The organism is Mycobacterium colombiense (genome assembly GCF_001665835.1).
Taxonomy (GTDB): domain Bacteria; phylum Actinomycetota; class Actinomycetes; order Mycobacteriales; family Mycobacteriaceae; genus Mycobacterium; species Mycobacterium colombiense_A.
Window position 1 is genome coordinate 23,099 of record NZ_LZSX01000091.1, and the last position, 21,110, is coordinate 44,208.

The following is a 21,110-nucleotide window of genomic DNA, read 5'->3' on the forward strand; positions in this document are numbered from 1 at the left end:
AAGATGAACTGGATTCAGGTGCTACTGATCGGATCGATCGTCGCGCTCTTGGTCTATCTGCTGCGCTCGCGCCGCAACGCGCGGTCCCGCGCCTGGGTCAAGGTGGGTTATGTGGTGTTCGTGCTGGCCGGCATCTACGCCGTGCTGCGGCCCGACGACACCACGGTGGTGGCGCACTGGTTCGGGGTGCGGCGCGGCACCGACCTGATGCTCTACGCGCTGATCATGGCGTTCTGCTTCACTACGCTCAGCACCTACATGCGGTTCAAGGACTTGGAGCTGCGCTACGCGCGGCTGGCCCGGGCGGTGGCAATGGACTCCGCGCAGGCGCCCGAAGCGGGCTAACCGGCGTGAGCCTGCCGGAAGAATTCCACCGTGCGGGCCACCCCGTCGGATAGTTCGACCTTCGGTTTCCAGCCCAAAACCTCTGCGGCCGAACCGATGTCGAGGCAGGACCGCTTGAGGTCGCCGAGCCGCGGCGGCGCGAACTCCGGGTCGTCGGGTCCCCCGACAGCGGCGGCCACCGCCGAATGCAATTGGCGGTCCGAGGTTTCGACGCCGGTGCCGATGTTGAAGCGCTGCCCGCCGCCGGCATCCCCGGACGCCCTGACGAAGGCGTCCACAACGTCGTCGACGAAGACGTAGTCGCGGGTGTTGCTGCCGTCCCCGAAGACCTTGGTGGGCTTACCCGACAGCAGCGCCTGGGCGAAGATCGCCACCACGCCGGCCTCGCCGTGCGGATCCTGGCGGGGGCCATAGACATTCGCCGGGGCGATGTGCGAGCAGTCCAGGCCGTAGAGATGCCGGAACGTGTTCAGGTAGATCTCGCCCGCCACCTTGCCCGCGGCGTACGGCGACGCGGGGTCGGTCGGCACGGTCTCGGGGGTGGGGTACCGCGGCGGGGTGCCGTAGATGGATCCGCCCGAGGAGGTGTGCACGATCTTGCGGACCTGCGCCCGGCGGGCCGCCTCGGCCAGGCGCACCGTGCCGATGACGTTGACCGAGGCGTCGAACTGGGGGTCGGCCACCGAGTGCCGCACGTCGATCTGGGCCGCCAGGTGGAACACCACCTCCGGGCGGTGCTCGCCGAGGATGGCCTGCAGGTCGGCGGTCACGATGTCGGCCTCGACGAAGACGTGTGCCGGATTGTCGGCCAGGTGCTCGAGGTTGGTCGCGCGGCCGGAGGCGAAGTTGTCCAGCCCCACCACCGCATGACCGTCGGCTAACAGACGGTCGACTAGCGTCGAGCCGATGAATCCGGCCGCCCCGGTAACCAGTGCACGCACCGGCCCACCATACATAGCGACCGCGGCCGTCGTGCTCATCGCGGTGCAGCTGGCGGTGCGGGCTGCGCTGGCGTTCGGTGGCTACTTCTACTGGGACGATCTGATCCTCATCGGCAAGGCCGGCACCCACAACCTGCTCGCGCCCTCGTATCTGTTCGACGACCACGACGGGCACGTCATGCCAGGGGCATTTCTGGTCGCGGGCACCATCATCCGGCTGGCGCCGCTGAACTGGACCTGGCCGGCGGTCAGCCTGCTGGTGCTGCAACTGCTGGCGTCGCTGACGTTGTTGCGCGCGCTGTACGTCATCCTGGGCTGGCGGCCGGTGCTGCTGATCCCATTGACGTTCGCCTTGTTCACGCCGTTGGCCGTGCCCGGATTCGCGTGGTGGGCGGCGGCGCTGAACTCGCTGCCGATGCTGGCCGCGCTGGCCTGGGTGTGCGCCGACGCCATCCTGCTGGTGCGCACCGGCAAACAGCGGTACGTCGTGACCGGGATGCTGGTCTACTTCGGCGGCCTGCTGTTCTTCGAGAAGGCCGCGGTGATCCCGTTCGTCGCGTTCGCGGTGACCGCGCTGCTGTGCCACGTCACCGGCGATCGGCGCCTGGGGTCGGCGCTGGCGACCGTGTGGCGGGCCGGCCTGCGATTGTGGATCGCCGCACTGGCCCTCACCGCGGCCTGGATCGCGCTGTATCTGGCCGTGGTCAATCAGCAGCGGTGGAGTTCCGACCTGCCGATGACGGGACGGCTGCTGATGCGCTCGATCACGCACGGCATCGTGCCGGGGCTGGCCGGCGGGCCGTGGCACTGGGACCGGTGGGCGCCGGCCTCACCCTGGGCGACGCCCCCGGCGCCGGTGATGGCGCTGGGCTGGCTGGTGCTGGCCGCGATCCTGGCGGTGTCGCTGGTGCGCAAGGAGCGCATCGGGCCGGTGTGGCTGATCGCCGTCGGCTACGCCGTCGCCTGCCAGGTGCCGATCTATCTGATGAGGTCGTCGAAGCAGACCGCGCTGGAACTCGCACAGACGCTGCGCTACCTGCCGGATCTGGTGGTGGTGCTGGCGCTGCTGGCCGCTGTGGCGTTGTGTGCCCCCAACCGGCAGGCCGCGCCACGCTGGCTCGACGCCTCGCCGAAGCGCACCGCGGTGGTCGCGGTTTTGGCGGTGTTGTTCGCCGCCAGCAGCCTGTACTCGACCGCGACGTTCCTGACCAGCTGGCGCGACAACCCCGCCCAGCCCTATCTGCGCAACGCCCGGGCTTCGCTGGCCGCGGCCCACGCCGCCTCGGACCCGCCGCTGCTGGACCAGGAGGTCGACCCGTTGGTGCTGCAGCGGGTGGCCGCACCGGAGAATCTGGCCAGCCACCTGTTCGCGCTGCTGCGGGACAGACCCGAATTCGCGCCCGCGACAACGCAATTGCGCATGTTCGACAGGTCGGGCCGGCTGATCGAGGCGCGGGTCACCTGGGTGCGGACCATCGTGCCCGGGCCGATGCCGCAGTGCGGCTACTTCGCCCAGCCGGACAAGCCGGCCCGCCTGGTCCTCGACGGCCCGCTGCTGCCCGCCGACTGGACCGTCGAACTGAACTATCTGGCCAACAGCGACGGCTCGATGACGTTGAAGATGACGCAGGGCCCCGAGGTCAAGGTGCCGCTGCACCCCGGGCTCAACCGGGTCTTCGCCAGGCTGCCGGGCGCCGGGGACGCGATCACCGTGCACGCCAACACCACCGCGCTGGCGTTGTGCATCGCGTCGGGCCCGGTGGGCTTCGTGGCGCCGGCCTGACGGGGCCGCGCGCGTATTGGCGATCTTCGCGGGCGCTCGGCCGAAGTTAGCTTCGGCGAGGCTCGTGCAGCGAAAGCGGGCAACGCGCAAGCAAACACCTGCGCAACATTCGCGGTACCGGCTCGCCTCAATCGGACAAGGCGTTACAGTCGAGCACCGGCGGCTCGGGAGTGTCATATGGCAATTACGCTGGTCGAGTTCAACTTCCTGCTGGAGGCGTCACGCCTCGGCCTGCTTCCTCAGCAAGGCAGCCTCCTGGAATTCGGCGAAGCCGAGACCATCTTTGATGCGGCCCGGGCGATCCCGCTTGTTCTCGCCGAAGGGCAACGGCGCGATACGTTGCTGGCCGAGCCGGCGCCGGACGGCATGGCCAAGACCTACGCCGACGCCAAGCTGATCTACAAAGCCTTGTTCGACTACCGCAGCTACAACGCCATCGATCTGCTGCCGCCCAATCGTTATCGCCTGCAGCAGGATCTCAACATGCCCTTCGATCTGGGGACAAGGTTCGACGTCTGCATCAATAACGGCACCACCGAGCATGTCTTCAATCAGGCCAACTGCTACAAGGCGATTCACGACCACACCGCCCCAGGGGGCGTGATGATCCACTGGACGCCGTGCCTGGGCTGGGTCGACCACGGCCTTTACAATGTCCAGCCGGGATTTTTCTACGACCTGGCCACCGCGAATGGCTATGAGATCCTGCTCGCCGTGCTGTCGAGCACCAGCATGATGGTGCCGCTGATCCCCGGCCAGATCACCTCCGAGGTCGTCGCCGCCAATCCAGACATCCAGGAAAGTCTCGCCTGCGTCGTCCTGCGCAAGACGATCGACGCACCGTTCCGCTTTCCCTTGCAGGGGGTCTATTCGTTTCTCAAGGACACCAGTTAATTCGTTGTTGGAGCCGCCTGGGGGAATCGAACCCCCGACCTATTCATTACGAGTGAATCGCTCTACCGACTGAGCTAAGGCGGCATACCCGCACGCCGGGCGGCACGAGTCTACGGCAGCCGGGCTGGCACCACGAAATCAGGATTGCCCGCTCCTCCTCACACGGCTACGCCGTCTGCATCGTCGCGGGGCGATCAGTCGCGCAGTTCCTGGCCGATGGTGGCGACCATGGCGTCGACGGCGAACTTGGGCTTGACGTTGATCGCCAGCGCCTCGCGGCATTCGAGCACGGCTTCGATGCAGCGCAGCAGCCGCGCGGGCGGGGCGTGGGCGGCCAGCGCCGCGACCTTCTCGGCCATATCCGGATGGTTGGCCCGCACCGCCCCGGCGTTGGCGGAGGCCATCAGCGCGTCCCGGAAATAGGTGGCCAGGTCGATCAGCGCGCGGTCCAGGGCGTCGCGCGAGGCCCGGGTCTGCCGCGACTTCTGCCGTCGCTCAAGGTCCTTCATCGCCCCGGCCGCACCGCGCATCGCGCCCGCGGTGCCCTTGCCGGTGCCGCCGGCGCCCAGGGCGGTGCGCAGCTCCTCGGTCTCGGCCTCGGCGCGGCCGGCGGTCAGCACTACGGCCTCGGCCTCGGCCGCGGCCACCAGCTCCTCGGCGGCGGCGTAGGCCCGCGACGGGGTCGCGGCGTCGCGCACCAGCGACAGCGACCGCTCGCGGCGCTCCCTGGCCTGGGGGTCGGTGGCCAGCCGGCGCGCCCGCCCCACATGGCCGCCGCTGACCGACGCCGCCCAGCTCGCCGTGTCCGGGCTCAGGCCGTCGCTGTCGACCAGCACGCGCGCGATCGCCTCGGTCGACGGCGTCACCAGCGCCACATGCCGGCACCGGGACCGCAGCGTGATGGCGATGTCCTCGGGATCCACCGACGGCGCGCACAGCAGGAACACCGTCGACGGCGGCGGTTCCTCGACCACCTTCAGCAAGGCGTTGGCGGCGCCCTCGGTCAGCCGATCCGCGTCCTCGATCACCACGATCTGCCAGTTCCCGGTGGCCGGGCGCCGCGACGCGATCTGCACGATCGACCGCATCTCGTCGACGCCGATGGACAGGCCTTCGGGAATCACCCGCCGCACGTCGGCGTGGGTGCCGGCCATGGTCGTCGTGCACGCATGGCAGCGCCCGCAGCCCGGGTCGCCGTCGGACGTGCACTGCAGCGCGGCGGCGAAGCACAACGCCGCCACCGACCGGCCCGAACCCGGCGGGCCGGTGATCAGCCACGCATGTGTCATAGTCCCGGCACCCGCCCCGCTGTGGCCTGAGTCACCACGAGCGGCTCTGGCGGCGGACAGCAGCTCGGCCGTCACCGCGTCCTGGCCTACCAGCCGCGTAAACACCCCGGACATCACCGGTAACAGTAGTGGCGGTGCCGACAGATACCGACCGGCCACCGTACCGCGACCATTCCGTGATCTTCGGCGTCGTCGCGGCGCCCCGGCGCCCTGGCGACATCGTTATTAAGTTTCCGGGACGTCGCCGCTGACCGATACGGTGGGTTGGTGACAACGGCGGCGGCACTACCGGGGCGGATCAGCGCATTCGTCCGCTGGGTGATGCGCACGCCGTGGCCGCTGTTCTCGCTCAGCATGCTGCAGGCCGACATCATCGGCGCCCTGTTCGTGCTCGGCTTCCTCCGCTACGCGCTGCCGCCCGAGGACCGCATCCAGTTGCAGGATCTGCCGGTCCTGAACCTGGCGATCTTCGCCACCGCACTGGTGGTCGTCTTCCTCACCGGATTGGCCGTGACGCTGCGGCTGCTGATGCCGGTGTTCCGGTGGCAGCGCCGCGACAACATGCTCGCCGAAGCAGACCCGGCGGCCACCGAACTGGCCCGCAGCCGCGCGCTGCGAATGCCGTTCTACCGCACCCTGATCAGCATCGTGGCCTGGGCCATCGGCAGCGTGGTGTTCATCATCGCCAGCTGGTCGGTGGCCCGATTCGCCGCGCCCGTGGTCGCGGTGTCCACCGGGCTCGGCGCCGCGGCCACCTCGATCATCGGCTACCTGCAGTCCGAGCGGGTGTTGCGGCCGGTGGCGGTGGCCGCCCTGCGCAGCGGTGTGCCCGAGAACGTCAAGGCGCCCGGCGTCATCCTGCGGCAGATCCTGACCTGGATGCTGTCCACCGCCGTGCCGGTGCTGGCGATCGTGCTGGCGGTGGTGGCCGACAAGACCTCGCTGCTGCACGCCACGCCGGAGAAGCTGTTCACGCCCATCCTGTTGCTGGCGGTGGCGGCGCTGGGCATCGGACTGGTCAGCACGCTGCTGGTGGCCATGTCGATCGCCGACCCGCTGCGCCAGCTGCGCTGGGCGCTCTCGGAGGTGCAGCGCGGAAACTACAACGCGCACATGCAGATCTACGACGCCAGCGAATTGGGCCTGCTGCAGGCGGGCTTCAACGACATGGTGCGCGACCTGTCCGAGCGGCAGCGGCTGCGTGACCTGTTCGGCCGCTACGTCGGCGAGGACGTGGCCCGCCGGGCGCTGGAGCGCGGCACCGAACTGGGCGGCCAGGAGCGCGACGTCGCGGTGCTGTTCGTCGACCTGGTCGGCTCCACCCAGCTGGCCTCGACCCGGCCGCCCGCCGAGGTCGTCAACCTGCTCAACGAGTTCTTCCGGGTGGTCGTGGACACCGTTGGTAAGCATGGGGGTTTCGTCAACAAGTTCCAGGGTGACGCCGCGCTGGCCATCTTCGGCGCGCCGATCGAGCATCCCGACTCACCCGGCGGGGCGCTGGCGGCGGCCCGGGAATTGCACGACGCGCTGCTGCCGGTGATCGGTTCGGCGGAGTTCGGCATCGGGGTGTCATCCGGGCGGGCCATCGCCGGTCACATCGGCGCGCAGGCCCGCTTCGAGTACACGGTGATCGGCGACCCGGTCAACGAGGCCGCCCGGTTGACCGAACTCGCCAAGCTGGAGCCCGGCCACGTGCTCGCGTCGGCCATCGCGGTCAGCGGGGCGCTGGACGCCGAGGCCCTGTGCTGGGACGTCGGCGAGGTGGTCGAGCTGCGGGGCCGTCGGGCGCCCACCCAACTGGCGCGCCCCGTGCACCTGGCCGGAGTGGCCGACTCGGAGCCCCCTCGGGCTCGCGCCGAGGAGATGTCCGGCGAAACCATCGGCCCGGGCTACTGATCAACTGCGCTTGGCGGCCTTTTTGGCGGCGGCCTTCTTGGCCGGGGCCTTGCGGGTGGTCTTCTTGGCGGGACGCTTCGCCGGACCACGAGCCCGGCGATCGGCCAGCAGTTCCGCGGCGCGCTCGTCGGTGATCGAGGCGACGTCGTCGCCCTTGCGCAGGCTGGCGTTCGTCTCACCGTCGGTGACGTACGGACCGAACCGGCCGTCCTTGATCACCATCGGCTTGCCCGTCGCCGGATCGGCGCTCAGTTCGCGCAGCGGCGGCGCGGCGGCGCCTTGCCTGCCACGGCGTTTGGGCTCGGCATAGATCTTCAGCGCTTCCTCGAGGGTGATGTCGAACATCTGCTCCTCGGTCGCCAGCGATCGAGAATCGGTGCCGCGCTTCAGGTATGGGCCGTAGCGGCCGTTCTGCGCGGTGATCTCCTCATTGGACTCCGGGTCGACGCCGACCACCCGGGGCAGCGAAAGCAGCCGCAGCGCGTCCTCCAGCGTGACCGTCTGCAAGTCCATGGTGCGCAGCAGCGAACCGGTGCGCGGCTTGGGACCGGTGGGCTTCTTGCCCTTCTTCGCCGTCGCGGCGCTGCCGTCGTCATCGTCGGGCGGCGGCTCCGGCAGGACCTCGGAAACGTATGGCCCGTAACGGCCGTCCTTCGCGACGATCTCGTGACCCGTTTCCGGGTCCACCCCCAGCACGCGACCCTCCTGCGGCGTGGCGAACAGCTGCTCGGCCACCTCCAGGGTCAGCTCGTCGGGCGTCAGCGAGTCGTTGAGGTTGGCCCGCTGCGGCTTGGGCTCGCCGTCGTCGCCGGTCACCATGCGTTCCAGATACGGCCCGTTCTTGCCCACCCGGACGTAGACCGGCCGGCCCTGCTCGTCGTCAAAGAGCCTGATGGAGTTGACTTCTCGAGCGTCGATGCCTTCCAGGTTGACGCCGACGAGTTTCTTCAGGCCCCCGGAGCGGGCCACCGAGTCGGCCACCCCGTGCTCGCCGCCGAAGTAGAAGTTGTTGAGCCAGTCGGTGCGTCGTTCCTGTCCCGATGCGATCGCGTCGAGCTCGTCTTCCATCGCGGCGGTGAAGTCGTAGTCGACGAGGCGGCCGAAATGCTGTTCCAGCAAACCGGTTACGGCGAACGCCACCCAGGACGGCACCAGCGCGCTGCCCTTCTTGTGCACGTAGCCGCGGTCCTGGATGGTCTTGATGATCGACGAGTACGTCGACGGGCGGCCGATGCCCAGCTCTTCGAGCGCCTTGACCAGTGACGCCTCGGTGTAGCGCGCCGGCGGGTTGGTGGCGTGGCCGTCGGGGGTGAGTTCGATGGCGTCCAGCCGCTGGCCCTGGGTCAGATGCGGCAGCCGCCTCTCGGCGTCGTCGGCCTCGCCGCCGGCCAATTCGTCCACCGTCTCCACGTAGGCCTTCAAGAAGCCCGCGAATGTGATGGTGCGACCGCTGGCCGAGAACACGACTTCTCTTGGGACCCCGGCCGCCGTTGATTGGCCGTTGATCCGCAGGCTCAGGGTGGTTCCGCGGGCGTCGGCCATCTGCGAGGCCACCGTGCGCTGCCAGATCAGCTCGTAGATGCGGAATTCGTCGCCGTCGAGTTCGCGGCGCACCGCGTCCGGGGTCGCAAAGGTCTCACCCGCGGGGCGGATGGCCTCGTGGGCCTCCTGGGCGTTCTTGACCTTGCGGGTGTACTGGCGCGGCGACGGGGACACGTATTCGGCGCCGTAGAGCTGGCCGGCCTGGGTGCGCGCGGCGTTGATCGCCGACTCCGACAGCGTGGTGGAGTCCGTACGCATATAGGTGATGTAGCCGTTTTCGTAGAGCCGCTGGGCGATGCTCATCGTGCGCTCGGAGGAGAACCGCAACTTGCGGCCGGCTTCCTGCTGCAGCGTCGAGGTCATGAACGGCGCGTAGGGGCGCCGGGTGTAGGGCTTTTCCTCCACCGACGCGACGCTGAGCTGGGCGCCGTGCAGGCCGGCTGCCAGCTGCGTCGCGCTCACCTCGTCGAGGATGGTGACCTCGTTGGCCTTGCGCAGCTGCCCCAGGGAGTCGAAGTCGCGGCCGGCGGCCACGCGCAGGCCGTCGACGCCAGTCAGGCGGGCGGTGAAGGTGGGCGGCGAGGCCTGCGGGTCGGACACGCTGGCATCGAGCTGAGCCACGATGTCCCAGTAGGAGGCGCTGCGAAACGCCATGCGGTCGCGCTCGCGCTGCACGATGATCCGGGTGGCCACCGATTGGACCCGCCCCGCCGACAGCTTCGGCGCGACCTTCTTCCACAGCACGGGGCTGACTTCGTAGCCGTACAGGCGGTCCAGGATGCGCCGGGTTTCCTGCGCGTCGACCAGGTCGATGTCCAGGTCGCGGGGGTTCTCGGCCGCCTCGAGGATGGCCGGCTCGGTGATCTCGTGGAACACCATCCGCTTGACCGGGATGTTCGGCTTCAGGGTTTCCAGCAGGTGCCAGGCGATCGCTTCGCCCTCGCGGTCACCATCCGTGGCCAGATAGAGCTCGTCGACATCCTTGAGCAGGCCCTTGAGCTCGGTGACCGTGCTCTTCTTCTCGGGGCTGATGATGTACAGCGGTTCGAAGTCCGCGTCGACGTTGACCCCGAGGCGGGCCCACGGCTCCGACTTGAATTTCGCCGGCACGTCGGCAGCGGCCCGGGGCAGGTCGCGGATGTGACCGCGCGACGACTCGACGATGTACCTGGAGCCCAGGTAGCTGGCCAGTTTGCGCGCCTTGGTGGGCGACTCGACAATCACGAGTCGCCGCCGACTGCCATGCCCGCCGCCGGTGTCTTTTAGTTTCGGGTCAGCCAACTGCCCTTACGCTCCATCCCTGATTGGTCCCCCCTGCGAGACCACCTGCAGGAAGAATGACAGGTCGGCATCGAAAATTCCGGTGAAATTCAGGTACGCGACCGTTCCTTCGCCCTGCGGCACCTGACAATTTCGCACCCTTGGGCGGGCCCGCGCAAACTGACTCTCGCGAAAACGAGGTAAAGCCGACACAATTTCGGGCGTTGTCGCCAGCCTAGACGCGCGGCCACCGCGATAGCGCCTCAGCGCCGTCGGGCGGCTCGCCCACGTTCTCTACCAGGCGCGATAGCCTGCGGCGCCCGCTGATCCGCAACGCCGGCCGGCCGCCGCGGGTGCCGATCAGGGTGGGCGCGATGCCGACGCGCATCAATGCCGACGCCAGCGGCGAGTGCGTGTCCGGCGCGTGCGGGTCCAATGCCAGCAGGTAATGCTCGCCCTCCGGGTTTCCGGCCGCCAACGTCCACGCCCGCAGCTCGCGCGGCCCGGGCAGCCAGCGCGGCGGCACGGTCTTGACCGCACCGCGCGTCCATTCGGTGGCCAGCGTGCTCAGCGAGGGGTCCACCGCCGTGCGTACCAGCGGGGTGTCCTCGTCGGTCCGGCTGATCTCGGCCACCAGGCCGGCCTCCCGGATCATGTCGGCGAGCGCCGAGGCCCGCCAGGACTGGTCCACGACCACCGACAGCCGGGCACCCGCGACCTGACTTTCACCGGTGGCACCCACGGTGACGATCTGCCCGGACGCCGCCAGCACCCCGGAAAGATCGGCGACCGCGGGCGGCACCGACTCCGCTGTAAAGAAGGAAAGCTGGCTCACGCCACCGACAGTAGGCCAGGGGGCCCATCCGCGTCTTGAGGCAATCGGCGCGGCGTCCGAGGCCAACGAGGATGCGCACCTGGTCGCGCCGGTAAATGAGGAAACCCCCCGGCCGGACCCACTGGGCGGGTCTGCACGGGGGGCATCCGTTTCAGGTCTGCTCTGTCTTAGACGGAGCGGACCCCGGTGGCCTGGGGGCCCTTAGGGCTATGGCCGATCTCGAACTCGACCTTCTGGTTCTCTTCGAGGGTGCGGAAGCCCGAACCCTGGATCTCCGTGTAGTGGACAAACACATCCGCGGAACCGTCTTCGGGGGCGATGAACCCGAAGCCCTTCTCCGCATTGAACCACTTCACAGTTCCCTGTGGCATCTCTCGATCTTTCCTTTTCTTCTGGGTGCGGGGCATCGCTTTTCGATGCCCCGGGCCTCGCACGACCGCCATACCTCGCGGAGTCGCCGGAACTTCACCCGACCGATTAACCTCGCAGGAACCGCGGCCGCAACGTCGATCCTGCGAAAGTTTGACACGAACACAGAAGCTGCGACCGCAAATAGTCAACCATGTTCATCGCGTCGGCGACAGACTTGTGTCTTGCGCCGATTCGAAGGCCGATTCCAGGGCCGATGCGAAGGCCGACCTCACAACGGATCCCGGAGGGAGTTAGATGGCGAGTTTCGGCAGTGACCTGCTTGCCGCCGCACTCGCCGGAACTGCGCCGGACGAGCACCCGCTGCGCCATGTCGCCGAACTGCCACCGCGCACCGGCCGGCCGCTCGATTGGCCGGCCTGGGCCGAGTCCGACGTGGTCGGCGCGTTCGCCGACCGCGGGATCAAATCACCGTGGTCGCATCAGTTCGCGGCCGCGGACCTGGCGTACTCGGGCCGTCACGTGGTGCTCAGCACCGGTACCGCATCGGGCAAGTCACTGGCCTACCAGCTCCCGGTCCTCAACGCGTTGGCCACCGATCCGCGGGCCCGGGTGCTCTACCTGTCACCGACCAAAGCGTTGGGCCACGACCAATTGCGGGCCGCGCACGCGCTCACCGCGGCGATTCCGCGGCTGCACGACGTCGCGCCGACCGCCTACGACGGCGACAGCCCGACCGAGGTCCGACGCTTCGCGCGGGAACGTTCGAGGTGGTTGTTCTCGAACCCCGACATGATCCATTTGTCGATCCTGCGCAATCACGCCCGCTGGGCCGTCCTGTTGCGTGGCCTGCGTTTCGTGATTGTCGATGAATGTCATTACTACCGTGGGGTTTTCGGCTCCAACGTGGCGATGGTGCTGCGCCGCCTGTTGCGGTTGTGCGCCCGCTATTCGGCTCAGCCCGGCTCCCAGCCGACTTTCATCTTCGCCAGCGCGACAACGGATTCACCGGGCGCGACGGCCGCCGAACTCATCGGGCTGCCGGTCGAGGAGGTCACCGAGGACGGTTCCCCGCAGGGCGCCCGGACGGTGGCACTGTGGGAGCCCGCGCTGCGGGCCGACCTGACCGGCGAGAACGGGGCGCCGGTGCGCCGCTCCGCCGGTGCCGAGGCGGCGCGCGTGATGGCCGACCTGATCGCCGAGGGCGCTCAGACGCTGACGTTCGTGCGGTCGCGCCGCGCCGCGGAATTGACCGCGCTGGGCGCCCAGGCCAGGTTGGACGACATCGCTCCGGAACTGTCCCGACAGGTCGCGTCGTACCGGGCCGGTTACCTCTCGGAGGACCGCACCGCCTTGGAGCGGGCGCTGGCCGAGGGCCGGCTGCGGGGTCTGGCCACCACCAACGCGCTGGAACTGGGCGTGGACATCGCCGGACTGGACGCGGTGGTGCTCGCCGGTTTCCCGGGCACGGTCGCCTCGTTCTGGCAGCAGGCCGGGCGGTCCGGGCGGCGCGGCCAGGGCGCGCTGGTGGTGCTGGTGGCCCGCGACGATCCGCTGGACACCTATCTGGTGCACAACCCCGCCGCGCTGCTGGACAAGCCGGTCGAGCGGGTCGTGATCGACCCGGCCAACCCCTACATCCTGGGCCCGCAGCTGCTGTGCGCGGCAACCGAACTCCCCCTGGACGAAGCGGAGGTGCGCGCCCTCGACGCCACCGAGGTGGCCGACGGCCTGGTCGACGACGGCCTGCTGCGGCGGCGCAGCGGCAAGTACTTCCCGGTGCCCGGCCTGGAACCCCATGCCGCGGTGGACATCCGGGGCTCGGCGGGCGGCCAGATCGTCATCGTCGAGGCCGACACCGGAAGGCTGCTGGGCAGCGCCGGTGCCGGTCAGGCGCCGGCCACCGTCCACCCCGGCGCGGTGTACCTGCATCAAGGCGACAGCTACGTGGTGGACTCCCTGGACACCGAGGAAGGCATTGCCTTCGTGCACGCCGAGGACCCCGGTTACGCGACGTTCGCGCGTGAGATCACCGATATCGCCGTCACCGGACCCGGCGAGCGCCTGACGTTCGGGCCGGTCACGCTGGGCCTGGTGCCGGTCAGGGTCACCCATCAGGTAGTGGGGTATCTGCGTCGCCGGCTCTCCGGGGAGGTGATCGACTTCATCGAATTGGACATGCCGGAACACACCCTGGCCACCACTGCGGTGATGTACACCATCACCGAAGATGCATTGCAGCGCAAGGGTATTGAGGCGATGCGAATCCCCGGAGCGTTGCACGCCGCCGAGCACGCGGCGATCGGGCTGCTGCCGCTGGTGGCCAGCTGCGACCGCGGCGACATCGGCGGGCTGTCCACCGCCGTCGGGCCCGATCCCCTTGGCCTGCCCAGCGTCTTCGTCTACGACGGTTACCCGGGCGGCGCGGGATTCGCCGAACGGGGCTTTCGCCAGGCCCGCACCTGGCTGGGTGCGACAGCAGCCGCCATCGAAGCATGCGAGTGCCCCCGGGGCTGCCCGTCGTGCGTGCAGTCCCCCAAGTGCGGCAACGGCAACGACCCGCTCGACAAGGCGGGCGCGGTGCTGGTGCTGAAGCTGGTCCTCGCAGAGTTGGCGCTGGGGCCCCGGGTGAACAGTTCCGCGGATGACGACCGACCCCTCGACGGTCGACCCACTGGATTTGCCTCGTGACGCCTCGCCCGCACCGCCCTAGACCCGTCGCCGCACCGGTAAAATCGGCCGCATGGCCCACGACTGGTTGCTCGTGGAGACCCTCGGGGGGGATCCCACCGTGGTGGCGCAGGGCCGCCAGCTCAAAAATCTCGTCCCCATCACTACATTCCTGCGCCGCAGTCCCTTTCTGGCCGCGGTTCGCACGGCGATCGCCGAGTCGGTGCAGACCGGCCAGGCCCTGACCAGCATCACGCCCAAGCGTGACCGCATTATTCGCACCGAGCCGGTGGTGATGTCCGACGGCTTCATCCACGGCGTGCATGTCTGGACAGGCCCGGCTGATGTCGAGCCGCCCGAGCGGCCGATTCCGGGGCCCCTGAAGTGGGACCTGACCTTCGGCGTGGCCACCGATACCCGCGAATCGCTGATCAACAGCGGGAAGAATCCCGAAGTCGAGGTCACCTTCGGCAGGGCCTTCGCCGAAGACCTCCCGTCGCGTGAACTCAACCCGAACGAGACCAAAGTCCTGGCCATGGCGGTCAAGGCCAAGCCCGACCAAACACTATGCAGCACCTGGGATCTCACCGACTGGCGAGGCGAGTCGATCCGGATAGGTTTCGTCGCACGCACGATTCTGGAACCGGGACCCGATGGGCGGGAGCACTTGGTGGCGCGGGCGATGAACTGGCAGTCCGAACTGAAGGGCCCGGAGGTTTCGACCGACGATCTCGCGCAACGGATCCTCAGCGGCCTGGCCCAGGCCGGGGTGCATAGGGCGCTGATCGACCTCAACACCTGGTCCCTGCTGAAATGGCTCGACGAGCCCTGCCCCTTCTACGACTGGCGCAGCAGTATGACGGGCACGCCCAGGGTCCACCCCGACGACCACGATTTGATGTCCACCATGACAAGGGAATTCAGTGGGGGTGCCACCAGCCGGGTGTTGCGGATGCCCGCGCACGACGGGGATTGGGTGCCGGTGCACATCACCGTCAACCGGGTGGAACTCGAACCGGATACGTACGCCGGACTGGTCTCGCTGCGCCTGCCCACCGACGAGGAACTGGCCACCGCGGGATTGTCGCCGAGCCCCGACGCCGCGCCCTAGTAAGACTTGTCCCCCGGCCCCGCCCGCGCGGCGGCCCGCGCCGCGCCGCCGAACGCCACGGCCACCCGCGCGGTGACGATGACATCGAGACCGTCCACGGCACAGCCGATGTCGTCGACCCGCATCTGGCGTGCCACGCCCGCGGCGCTGACGCAGGCCGCATCCGTTCCCGAGCCCAGCCGCGCCGCTCCCGCCAAGGCGGCCAGGTCGGCGACCGTCTGGGCGCGGTGCCGCGCCACCACCGCCGAGCCCAGGTACGCGCCGGCGCCGGTCGCCGTCAGCAGCACCACGATCATCCAGGCCGCGACCAGGGTGGCCGAGCCCCGCTCACCGCGACGGCTCGGCCGCCGAGACCGCATTGGCCGCAATGTCGATGGTGGGCAGCAACTTCGAATGCGCGACCACGGTCGCCACCAGGAAGTCGCCGTCGCGGTGCAGGTCGACTCGCGCGCCACCGGGCGCCAGCCGGCGCGCGGCGGCCACCGCGGAGCGCTCGTCGCCGCGCGCCGCCAGCCGGGCGGCTTCGCGGGCGGCGTCGACACAGCGAACCTGCATCGACACCGCGCTGACACCGGCCAGGCACAGCACCAACACCACCACGAGCGCGGCGATGCCCAGTGCCGCCTCCACGGTGGAGGCACCGGCATCGCCGGCTACACCTTGGTGTTGAGTGCACGGCCGATGATGTTGGTCAGCGCCGAGACGATGGAGTCGCCGGTGACGACGGTGTAGAGCACCGCGCCGAACGCGGCCGCCGCGATGGTGCCGATGGCGTACTCGACCGTCGACATGCCCGACTCGTCGGCCACCAGCACGGCCACGCGTGCCGAGAATTCGCGAAACATGTTGACCATCAATCGTTTCCTTTCGTTTCACAGCAGGCCCGACTGCAAGACATCGCCGGCCAGGCCGGCCACCACCGGGACGATGCCCAGGCAGACGAACGCCGGCAGGAAGCACAGGCCCAACGGTCCGGCGATCAGCACGCCGGCCCGCTCGGCCGCGGCGGTCGCCGCGTGCGCGGCGTCGTGGCGGGACTCCTCGGCCAGCTCGGTGACGCCACCGGCCAGCGCCGCGCCCGAGGACGCCGAACGCCTGGCCAACCGCAGCAGCGCTTCGATCTGCGGATCGGCCGCGTTCTGCGGGCCGGGTGGAATAGACCATGCGACAGCGGGATCGGCACCGAGCGCGAGCAGGTCGGCGGCGCGGCGCAGCACCCTGGCCAGCTTCGGGGGCGCGGACGGGGCCGCGGCCGCAGCGGCCGTCGACACGGCCATGCCCGCCTCCAGGCACACGGCCAGCACGTCCAGGCAGGAGGCGACCGCCAGCGGATCCGGCCCGCGCGACGGTGCCTGGCGCCGCGACCGTCGACCGCCAGGCATCGGCGTCCCGGCGCGGCTGCGCACCAGCGAGGGACCGGGGCCGACCCACAGTGCCACGGCCAGCAGCACCGCCACGAGGTTCATGCGCCACTCCTCCTCATCGCTTCGCTGCATCGTCGACGGCGCGGTTCATGCGCCACTCCTCCTCATCGCTTCGATCCGCATCGTCGACGGCGCGGTTCATGCGCCACTCCTCACGACGCCACCCGATCGGCGATGCGATCCGCCCACAGCAGCCCGACACAGGCCAGCGTCGAGCCGACGAGCAACAACCACCCGCCCGCGTGCCCGCCCAGCAAGAAGCCCAGTGGCCTGGCCCCGATCAACTGGCCCAGCAGCACGCCGAGCACCGGCAGCGCGGCCAATATCGTCGCGGTTGCCCGGGCGCCGGCCATGCTCGACGAGACGCGGGCCGAGAACCGTTGCCGCTCAGCGATGTCGCGCTGGGCGGCGCGCATCAGGGTGGCTATTCCCAGCCCGTTGTCGCTGGCCAGCCGCCAGCACAGCGCGAGCCGCTCCCAGTGCGCGGGCAGCGCCGAGCCGCGGGCCGCGGCGGCCAGGCCGGCCGCGACGTCGGCTCCCAGCCGGGCCCGCGCCGCCACCGAACGCAGCGACACCGCAACCGGGCCGGCGGTGTCGTCGGCGGCGACGCCGAAGGCGCGCACCGGATGCGAACCGGCCCGCAATTCACCGACCAGCACCTCGAGCGCGGATTGGAGCGCGTCACCCTCAGCCGTGGCGCGCCGGATGCTCCGCCGGCGCCGATATCGCAGACCCGCGGTCGCGCCCACGACCGCGAGGCACAGGACGGTGGTCAGCGGCAGGACGATGGCGGCGAAGCAGCCGACACACGCGGCGACGCAGCCCGCCTCACGAAGCCCGGCCGTCGGGAGCCGCCGGCGTGGTGGGGCCGACAGGCGTCGTCGCGGCGAGGGCCGAACGACGATGAGCGCGAGCGACAACAGCAGCGCGCCGGCCAGCGGGCCGCTCATGCCGGCATCCGGCTGCGCAGCAGGCATTGCAACTGGGGGGCGGCATCCGTCATTCCCCGATCCGCATGCCAGGCAGTGACCGCGCGCACCCGGCCGTGATCGCTTTGCAGCGCGGCGATTTCGCTGAGCCGCCGCCGGCCGGCGCGGTCGCGCTCGACATGCAGCAGCACTTGCACGGCGGCGGCGAGTTGGCTGTGCAGCGCGGCCCGGTCGAGGCCGCCGAGCGCGCCCAACGCCTCCAGGCGGGCGGGCACCTCCCCGGGATTGTTGGCGTGCACGGTGCCCGCGCCGCCGTCGTGGCCGGTGTTCAGCGCGGCCAGCAGGTCCACGACTTCGGCGCCCCTGACCTCGCCGACCACGATGCGGTCGGGCCGCATGCGCAGCGCCTGCCGGACCAACTCGTGTACCGGAACCTCGCCGACGCCTTCGACGTTGGCACACCGCGCGACCAGCTTCACCAGGTGCGGGTGCCGCGGCGCCAGCTCCGCGACATCCTCGACGCAGACGATCCGTTCGCCGGGCGGCACGGCGCCCAGCATCGCGGCGAGCAGTGTCGTCTTCCCCGCGCCGGTGCCACCGCTGACCAGGAATGCCAGCCGCGCACCGATGATGTCGGTGACCAGCGCGGCGGCCGCGGGCTCGATCGCGCCGGCGGCGGTCAGGGCCGCCAGATCCTGACTGGCGGGCCGCAGGACGCGCAGCGACAGGCAGGTGCCCGCCGCCGCCACCGGCGGCAACACGGCGTGCAGCCGCACCGCGAACCCGCCGGCGCCGATACCGGTCAGCTCGCCGTCGACCCACGGCTGCGCGTCGTCTAGGCGCCGGCCGGCGGCCAGCGCCAGCCGCTGCGCCAACCGCCGCACCGCCGCCTCGTCGGGGAAGCGAATCTCGGTGCGCCGCAGGGCGGTGCCGTCGTCGACCCACACCGCGTCCGGTGCGGTGACCAACACGTCGGTCGTCCCGTCCGCGCAGAGCAGCGGATCGAGGATGCCGGCCCCGGTGAGCTCCGTCTGCAGCACCCGCAGGTTGGCCAGCACCTCGGTGTCGCCCAGCATCCCGCCGGACTCGGCCCTGATCGCGGCGGCCACCACGGCCGGCCCGAGCGGGCCGGCCTCGCCGGCCAACCGCTCGCGGACCCGTTCGATCAGCGAACCGCTCACGCCGCCTTGCCGTTCCGCCGCGACCCGGCGGGCGGGAGCACGCCGAGCACTTGGCGGGCCGCCACCGCGAGCGCCGAGCGCCGCCCTAACCGCAGGCCGCCGCGATCGATCTGCTCGGCGAGCTGCGGCTGGTATTTGATCGAGGCCAACAGCGGCACGCCGGCGATCTCGGCGATCTCGGTCGGCCGCAATCCGGCGGGCGACGGCCCCCGCACCACCAGGCCGACGTTGGGATTGATGGACGCCAGGACCGGCGCCAGCGCCCCGGTCGCCGCGCACGCCCGCACGTCACAGCGGGTGACGACGACGACCAGATCAGCCGCGCTCAGCGCGGCGTGGGCCGCATCAGTGAGGCGACGGGGAAGGTCGCAGATGACGCTGACCGCGCCGCGGCGGCCCGCGTCGACAATGGCATGCACCGGCCCGGCGTCCAGCTCGTAACCGCGCCGGGTGCCGGACAGCACGCTGACGCCTCGGTGTCGTGGCAGCGCGTCGCGGACGGCCGACCAGTTCAGCCGTCCGCCCTGCAACGCCAGATCCGGCCAGCGCAGCCCCGGCGCGCTTTCACCGCCCAGCAACAAGTCGAGGCCGCCACCCCAAGGGTCGAGGTCCACTAACAGCGCGTCCGTGGCGGCCTGGGCCAGGGCGATCGCGAGCAGGGACGCGCCCGCTCCGCCGCAGCCCCCGATGACGGCGACCGCGTGACCGCGCGCCCCGTCGTCTCGCGACGACTCGGCGGCCTCGGCGAGTGCACGGACCAAGTCCGCTTCCTGCGCCGGCAGGCGCAACACATGTGCGGCGCCCACCCCGACGGCGGCCGCCCACGTCGTCGTCTCCGGTTCGGCGACCGTCAGCACGGTCACGTGATCGCGGCGCGGCAGCGCCCATCGCTCGCAGCGCGCCGCCGCCCGCGCGTCCAGTACGACGGCCGCGGCCGCCACCCAACTCTTGCGGCTGACCGGCGACGCGTCACCGGCATGCACCACTCGGACACCGGCGGCGGCCGCCACCCGGTCCACCTCGGTGCGCATATCGGGCTCCGTCAGCATCGCCAACACGCCCGCGGAACCCGCCGCGTCAACTCCGGAGCTGCTAGCCACCCGACCACTGTGCCGGGCCGTGGCCTTGGCACAACAGTCCCAAATGCGGATTTGTGGATAGAGACGCGAGTGTGCACAAACGCGTCGCGGGGTACGCCGCCAGCGACGACGGACACATTTGCCCGCAACGCGCCGAGAGCCGAGCCCGACGCAGTGCAGCGAGAAAAACTGACCCTAGAAAAGGGACGACCCCCGCCAGGGGGGGAGGAGGCGAGGGTCGTCGTGCATCAGCCCCGGGGGGTCGGGCTGATGCACCCTCGGCTCAGGCCGAGTAATGCTTACTATACACATGACAAGCCGGAGTAACGCAAGAGATCATTATCTGAAAAAACAGCTTGAGCCGCGTAAACACTGCTCCGTCTGCCCCCCGACCCTCCCTGAGCGGCCATTTCCGGTGCGGGATCGCGGCGTCGCGGGACCGTCGACCTATGCTGGGTCGGTGACCGTCTTCGAGCCCACCGCGGAGCAGTCGGCCCCGGAGCAATCAGCGGCAAGCACCGCTCCCCACGCCCGAACGGCGGCCTTCTTCGACCTGGACAAGACGATCATCGCCAAGTCCAGCACCCTGGCGTTCAGCAAACCGTTTTTCAACCAGGGCCTGCTCAACCGCCGCGCCGTGCTCAAGTCCAGCTACGCGCAGTTCATCTATCTGCTCTCGGGTGCCGATCATGACCAGATGGATCGGATGCGCGCGCACATGACCAACATGTGCACCGGCTGGGACGTCGAACAGGTCAAGTCGATCGTCAACGAGACGCTGCACGACATCGTGACTCCGCTCGTGTTCGCGGAGGCGGCCGACCTGATTGCGGCCCACAAGTTGTGCGGGCGCGACGTCGTGGTGGTGTCGGCGTCCGGTGAGGAAATCGTCGCCCCCATCGCCCGGGCCCTCGGTGCCACCCACGCGATGGCGACCCGGATGGTCGTCGAGGACGGTCGGTACACCGGCGAGATCGCGTTCTACTGCTACGGCGAGGGCAAGGTGCAGGCGATCCGCGAGCTGGCCGCGCGCGAGGGCTATCCGCTCGAACACTGCTACGCCTACTCCGACTCGATCACCGATCTGCCGATGCTCGAGTCGGTCGGCCACCCCAGCGTGGTCAATCCCGACCGCGGGTTGCGCCGCGAAGCCGTCGAACGCGGTTGGCCCGTGATCTCGTTCTCCCGGCCGGTGTCCCTGCGCGACCGCATCCCGGCGCCGTCCGGCGCGGCGATCGCCACGACGGCCGCGGTGGGCATCAGCGCCCTGGCCGCCGGCGCGGTCACGTATTCGTTGTTGCGCCGCTACGCGTTCTGACGGCCCCGGGACGCGACAGCAAACCCGACAAACGCGCAATCCAAAACGGATTCGTTGCTATTCGCAATTGGGCCTTGCTGTGCTAGGGGTCTAGTAGTACAAAGGAAACCACGGAAGCCCGGTGAGGCCTAGGTCGATCCGGAAGAGAAGGTTCGTTCTCCCGACCCGGGCGCCCAGCACGGTGTTCGGCACCCACGCGGAGTCATAGCCGCGAAAATGGCAGAAGCGTTGCGGGCCTGCGAAA

Annotated in this window: 19 protein-coding genes and 1 tRNA gene; 7 read left to right on the forward strand and 13 right to left on the reverse strand. The window is 69.8% G+C overall.

Annotated elements, in window-relative coordinates:
- The first annotated feature begins 3 nt into the window (after positions 1–3).
- On the forward strand, positions 4–345 hold the full coding sequence (locus A5760_RS23350; protein ID WP_064885245.1) for a DUF2304 domain-containing protein: 342 nt from the start codon (positions 4–6) through the stop codon (positions 343–345).
- On the opposite strand, the gene A5760_RS23355 is transcribed toward A5760_RS23350, so the two are convergent.
- The gene (locus tag A5760_RS23355; RefSeq protein ID WP_155764436.1) at positions 342–1,286 is read right to left on the reverse strand and encodes an NAD-dependent epimerase/dehydratase family protein; all 945 of its coding nucleotides are present in this window, start codon (positions 1,284–1,286) and stop codon (positions 342–344) included. The genes A5760_RS23350 and A5760_RS23355 overlap by 4 nt on opposite strands.
- Here A5760_RS23355 and A5760_RS23360 point away from each other — a divergent pair.
- Together A5760_RS23360 and A5760_RS23365 are read left to right on the forward strand one after the other, a co-directional pair.
- Positions 1,252–3,069, forward strand: coding sequence for a hypothetical protein (locus A5760_RS23360; protein WP_196772186.1), 1,818 nt, complete (start codon positions 1,252–1,254; stop codon positions 3,067–3,069). The two genes, A5760_RS23355 and A5760_RS23360, sit on opposite strands and share 35 nt — an antisense overlap.
- Positions 3,070–3,246: 177 nt before the next feature.
- On the forward strand, positions 3,247–3,963 hold the full coding sequence (locus A5760_RS23365) for a hypothetical protein (protein WP_064885249.1): 717 nt from the start codon (positions 3,247–3,249) through the stop codon (positions 3,961–3,963).
- Positions 3,964–3,971: 8 nt separating this feature from the next.
- Here the strand turns inward: A5760_RS23365 and A5760_RS23370 are convergent.
- Both A5760_RS23370 and A5760_RS23375 read right to left on the reverse strand, forming a co-directional pair.
- Positions 3,972–4,047: transfer RNA gene (locus tag A5760_RS23370), tRNA-Thr, on the reverse strand.
- 110 nt (positions 4,048–4,157) lie between these two features.
- On the reverse strand, positions 4,158–5,366 hold the full coding sequence (locus A5760_RS23375) for a DNA polymerase III subunit delta' (RefSeq protein WP_064885251.1): 1,209 nt from the start codon (positions 5,364–5,366) through the stop codon (positions 4,158–4,160).
- Positions 5,367–5,519: 153 nt separating this feature from the next.
- On the opposite strand from A5760_RS23375, the gene A5760_RS23380 reads away from it, so the two are divergent.
- Complete coding sequence (locus A5760_RS23380; protein WP_064885321.1) at positions 5,520–7,148, forward strand: adenylate/guanylate cyclase domain-containing protein; 1,629 nt, start codon at positions 5,520–5,522, stop codon at positions 7,146–7,148.
- On the opposite strand, the gene topA is transcribed toward A5760_RS23380, so the two are convergent.
- The 3 genes from topA to cspA all read right to left on the reverse strand — a co-directional run bounded on the left by topA (position 7,149) and on the right by cspA (position 11,156).
- A complete protein-coding gene (topA, locus tag A5760_RS23385) occupies positions 7,149–9,971 on the reverse strand; it encodes a type I DNA topoisomerase (RefSeq protein ID WP_064885253.1) in 2,823 nt (940 codons plus the stop codon). It lies immediately after the preceding gene.
- Positions 9,972–10,185: 214 nt separating this feature from the next.
- Positions 10,186–10,785: a hypothetical protein gene (locus tag A5760_RS23390; RefSeq protein ID WP_064885255.1), complete on the reverse strand. Its 600-nt coding sequence runs from the start codon at positions 10,783–10,785 to the stop codon at positions 10,186–10,188.
- Positions 10,786–10,952: 167 nt separating this feature from the next.
- The gene (gene cspA, locus A5760_RS23395; RefSeq protein WP_007166602.1) at positions 10,953–11,156 is read right to left on the reverse strand and encodes a cold shock protein CspA; all 204 of its coding nucleotides are present in this window, start codon (positions 11,154–11,156) and stop codon (positions 10,953–10,955) included.
- A gap of 295 nt (positions 11,157–11,451) precedes the next feature.
- Here cspA and A5760_RS23400 point away from each other — a divergent pair, with 295 nt between their 5' ends.
- A complete protein-coding gene (locus tag A5760_RS23400; protein WP_231122722.1) occupies positions 11,452–13,845 on the forward strand; it encodes a DEAD/DEAH box helicase in 2,394 nt (797 codons plus the stop codon).
- A 52-nt stretch (positions 13,846–13,897) separates the two neighbouring features.
- A complete protein-coding gene (locus A5760_RS23405; protein WP_064885257.1) occupies positions 13,898–14,935 on the forward strand; it encodes a PAS domain-containing protein in 1,038 nt (345 codons plus the stop codon).
- Here the strand turns inward: A5760_RS23405 and A5760_RS23410 are convergent.
- The 7 genes from A5760_RS23410 to ssd all read right to left on the reverse strand — a co-directional run bounded on the left by A5760_RS23410 (position 14,932) and on the right by ssd (position 19,518).
- The gene (locus tag A5760_RS23410; RefSeq protein WP_082279588.1) at positions 14,932–15,294 is read right to left on the reverse strand and encodes an Rv3654c family TadE-like protein; all 363 of its coding nucleotides are present in this window, start codon (positions 15,292–15,294) and stop codon (positions 14,932–14,934) included. The genes A5760_RS23405 and A5760_RS23410 overlap by 4 nt on opposite strands.
- Positions 15,263–15,565: a TadE family type IV pilus minor pilin gene (locus A5760_RS23415; RefSeq protein ID WP_196772187.1), complete on the reverse strand. Its 303-nt coding sequence runs from the start codon at positions 15,563–15,565 to the stop codon at positions 15,263–15,265. The genes A5760_RS23410 and A5760_RS23415 overlap by 32 nt, the downstream gene beginning before the upstream one ends.
- A gap of 23 nt (positions 15,566–15,588) precedes the next feature.
- Complete coding sequence (locus tag A5760_RS23420; protein ID WP_064885260.1) at positions 15,589–15,789, reverse strand: DUF4244 domain-containing protein; 201 nt, start codon at positions 15,787–15,789, stop codon at positions 15,589–15,591.
- A gap of 18 nt (positions 15,790–15,807) precedes the next feature.
- Positions 15,808–16,401: a type II secretion system F family protein gene (locus A5760_RS23425; protein WP_196772188.1), complete on the reverse strand. Its 594-nt coding sequence runs from the start codon at positions 16,399–16,401 to the stop codon at positions 15,808–15,810.
- Between the two features lie 110 nt (positions 16,402–16,511).
- On the reverse strand, positions 16,512–17,309 hold the full coding sequence (locus A5760_RS23430; RefSeq protein WP_064885262.1) for a type II secretion system F family protein: 798 nt from the start codon (positions 17,307–17,309) through the stop codon (positions 16,512–16,514).
- Positions 17,306–18,469, reverse strand: coding sequence for a TadA family conjugal transfer-associated ATPase (locus A5760_RS23435; RefSeq protein WP_064885264.1), 1,164 nt, complete (start codon positions 18,467–18,469; stop codon positions 17,306–17,308). The genes A5760_RS23430 and A5760_RS23435 overlap by 4 nt, the downstream gene beginning before the upstream one ends.
- Positions 18,466–19,518, reverse strand: a complete 1,053-nt coding sequence (gene ssd / locus A5760_RS23440) for a septum site-determining protein Ssd (RefSeq protein ID WP_064885329.1) — start codon at positions 19,516–19,518, stop codon at positions 18,466–18,468. Before ssd ends, A5760_RS23435 begins: the two co-directional genes overlap by 4 nt.
- Before the next feature lie 490 nt (positions 19,519–20,008).
- Here ssd and A5760_RS23445 point away from each other — a divergent pair, with 490 nt between their 5' ends.
- Positions 20,009–20,866, forward strand: a complete 858-nt coding sequence (locus A5760_RS23445; protein WP_064885266.1) for an HAD-IB family hydrolase — start codon at positions 20,009–20,011, stop codon at positions 20,864–20,866.
- The last annotated feature ends 244 nt before the right edge of the window (positions 20,867–21,110 follow it).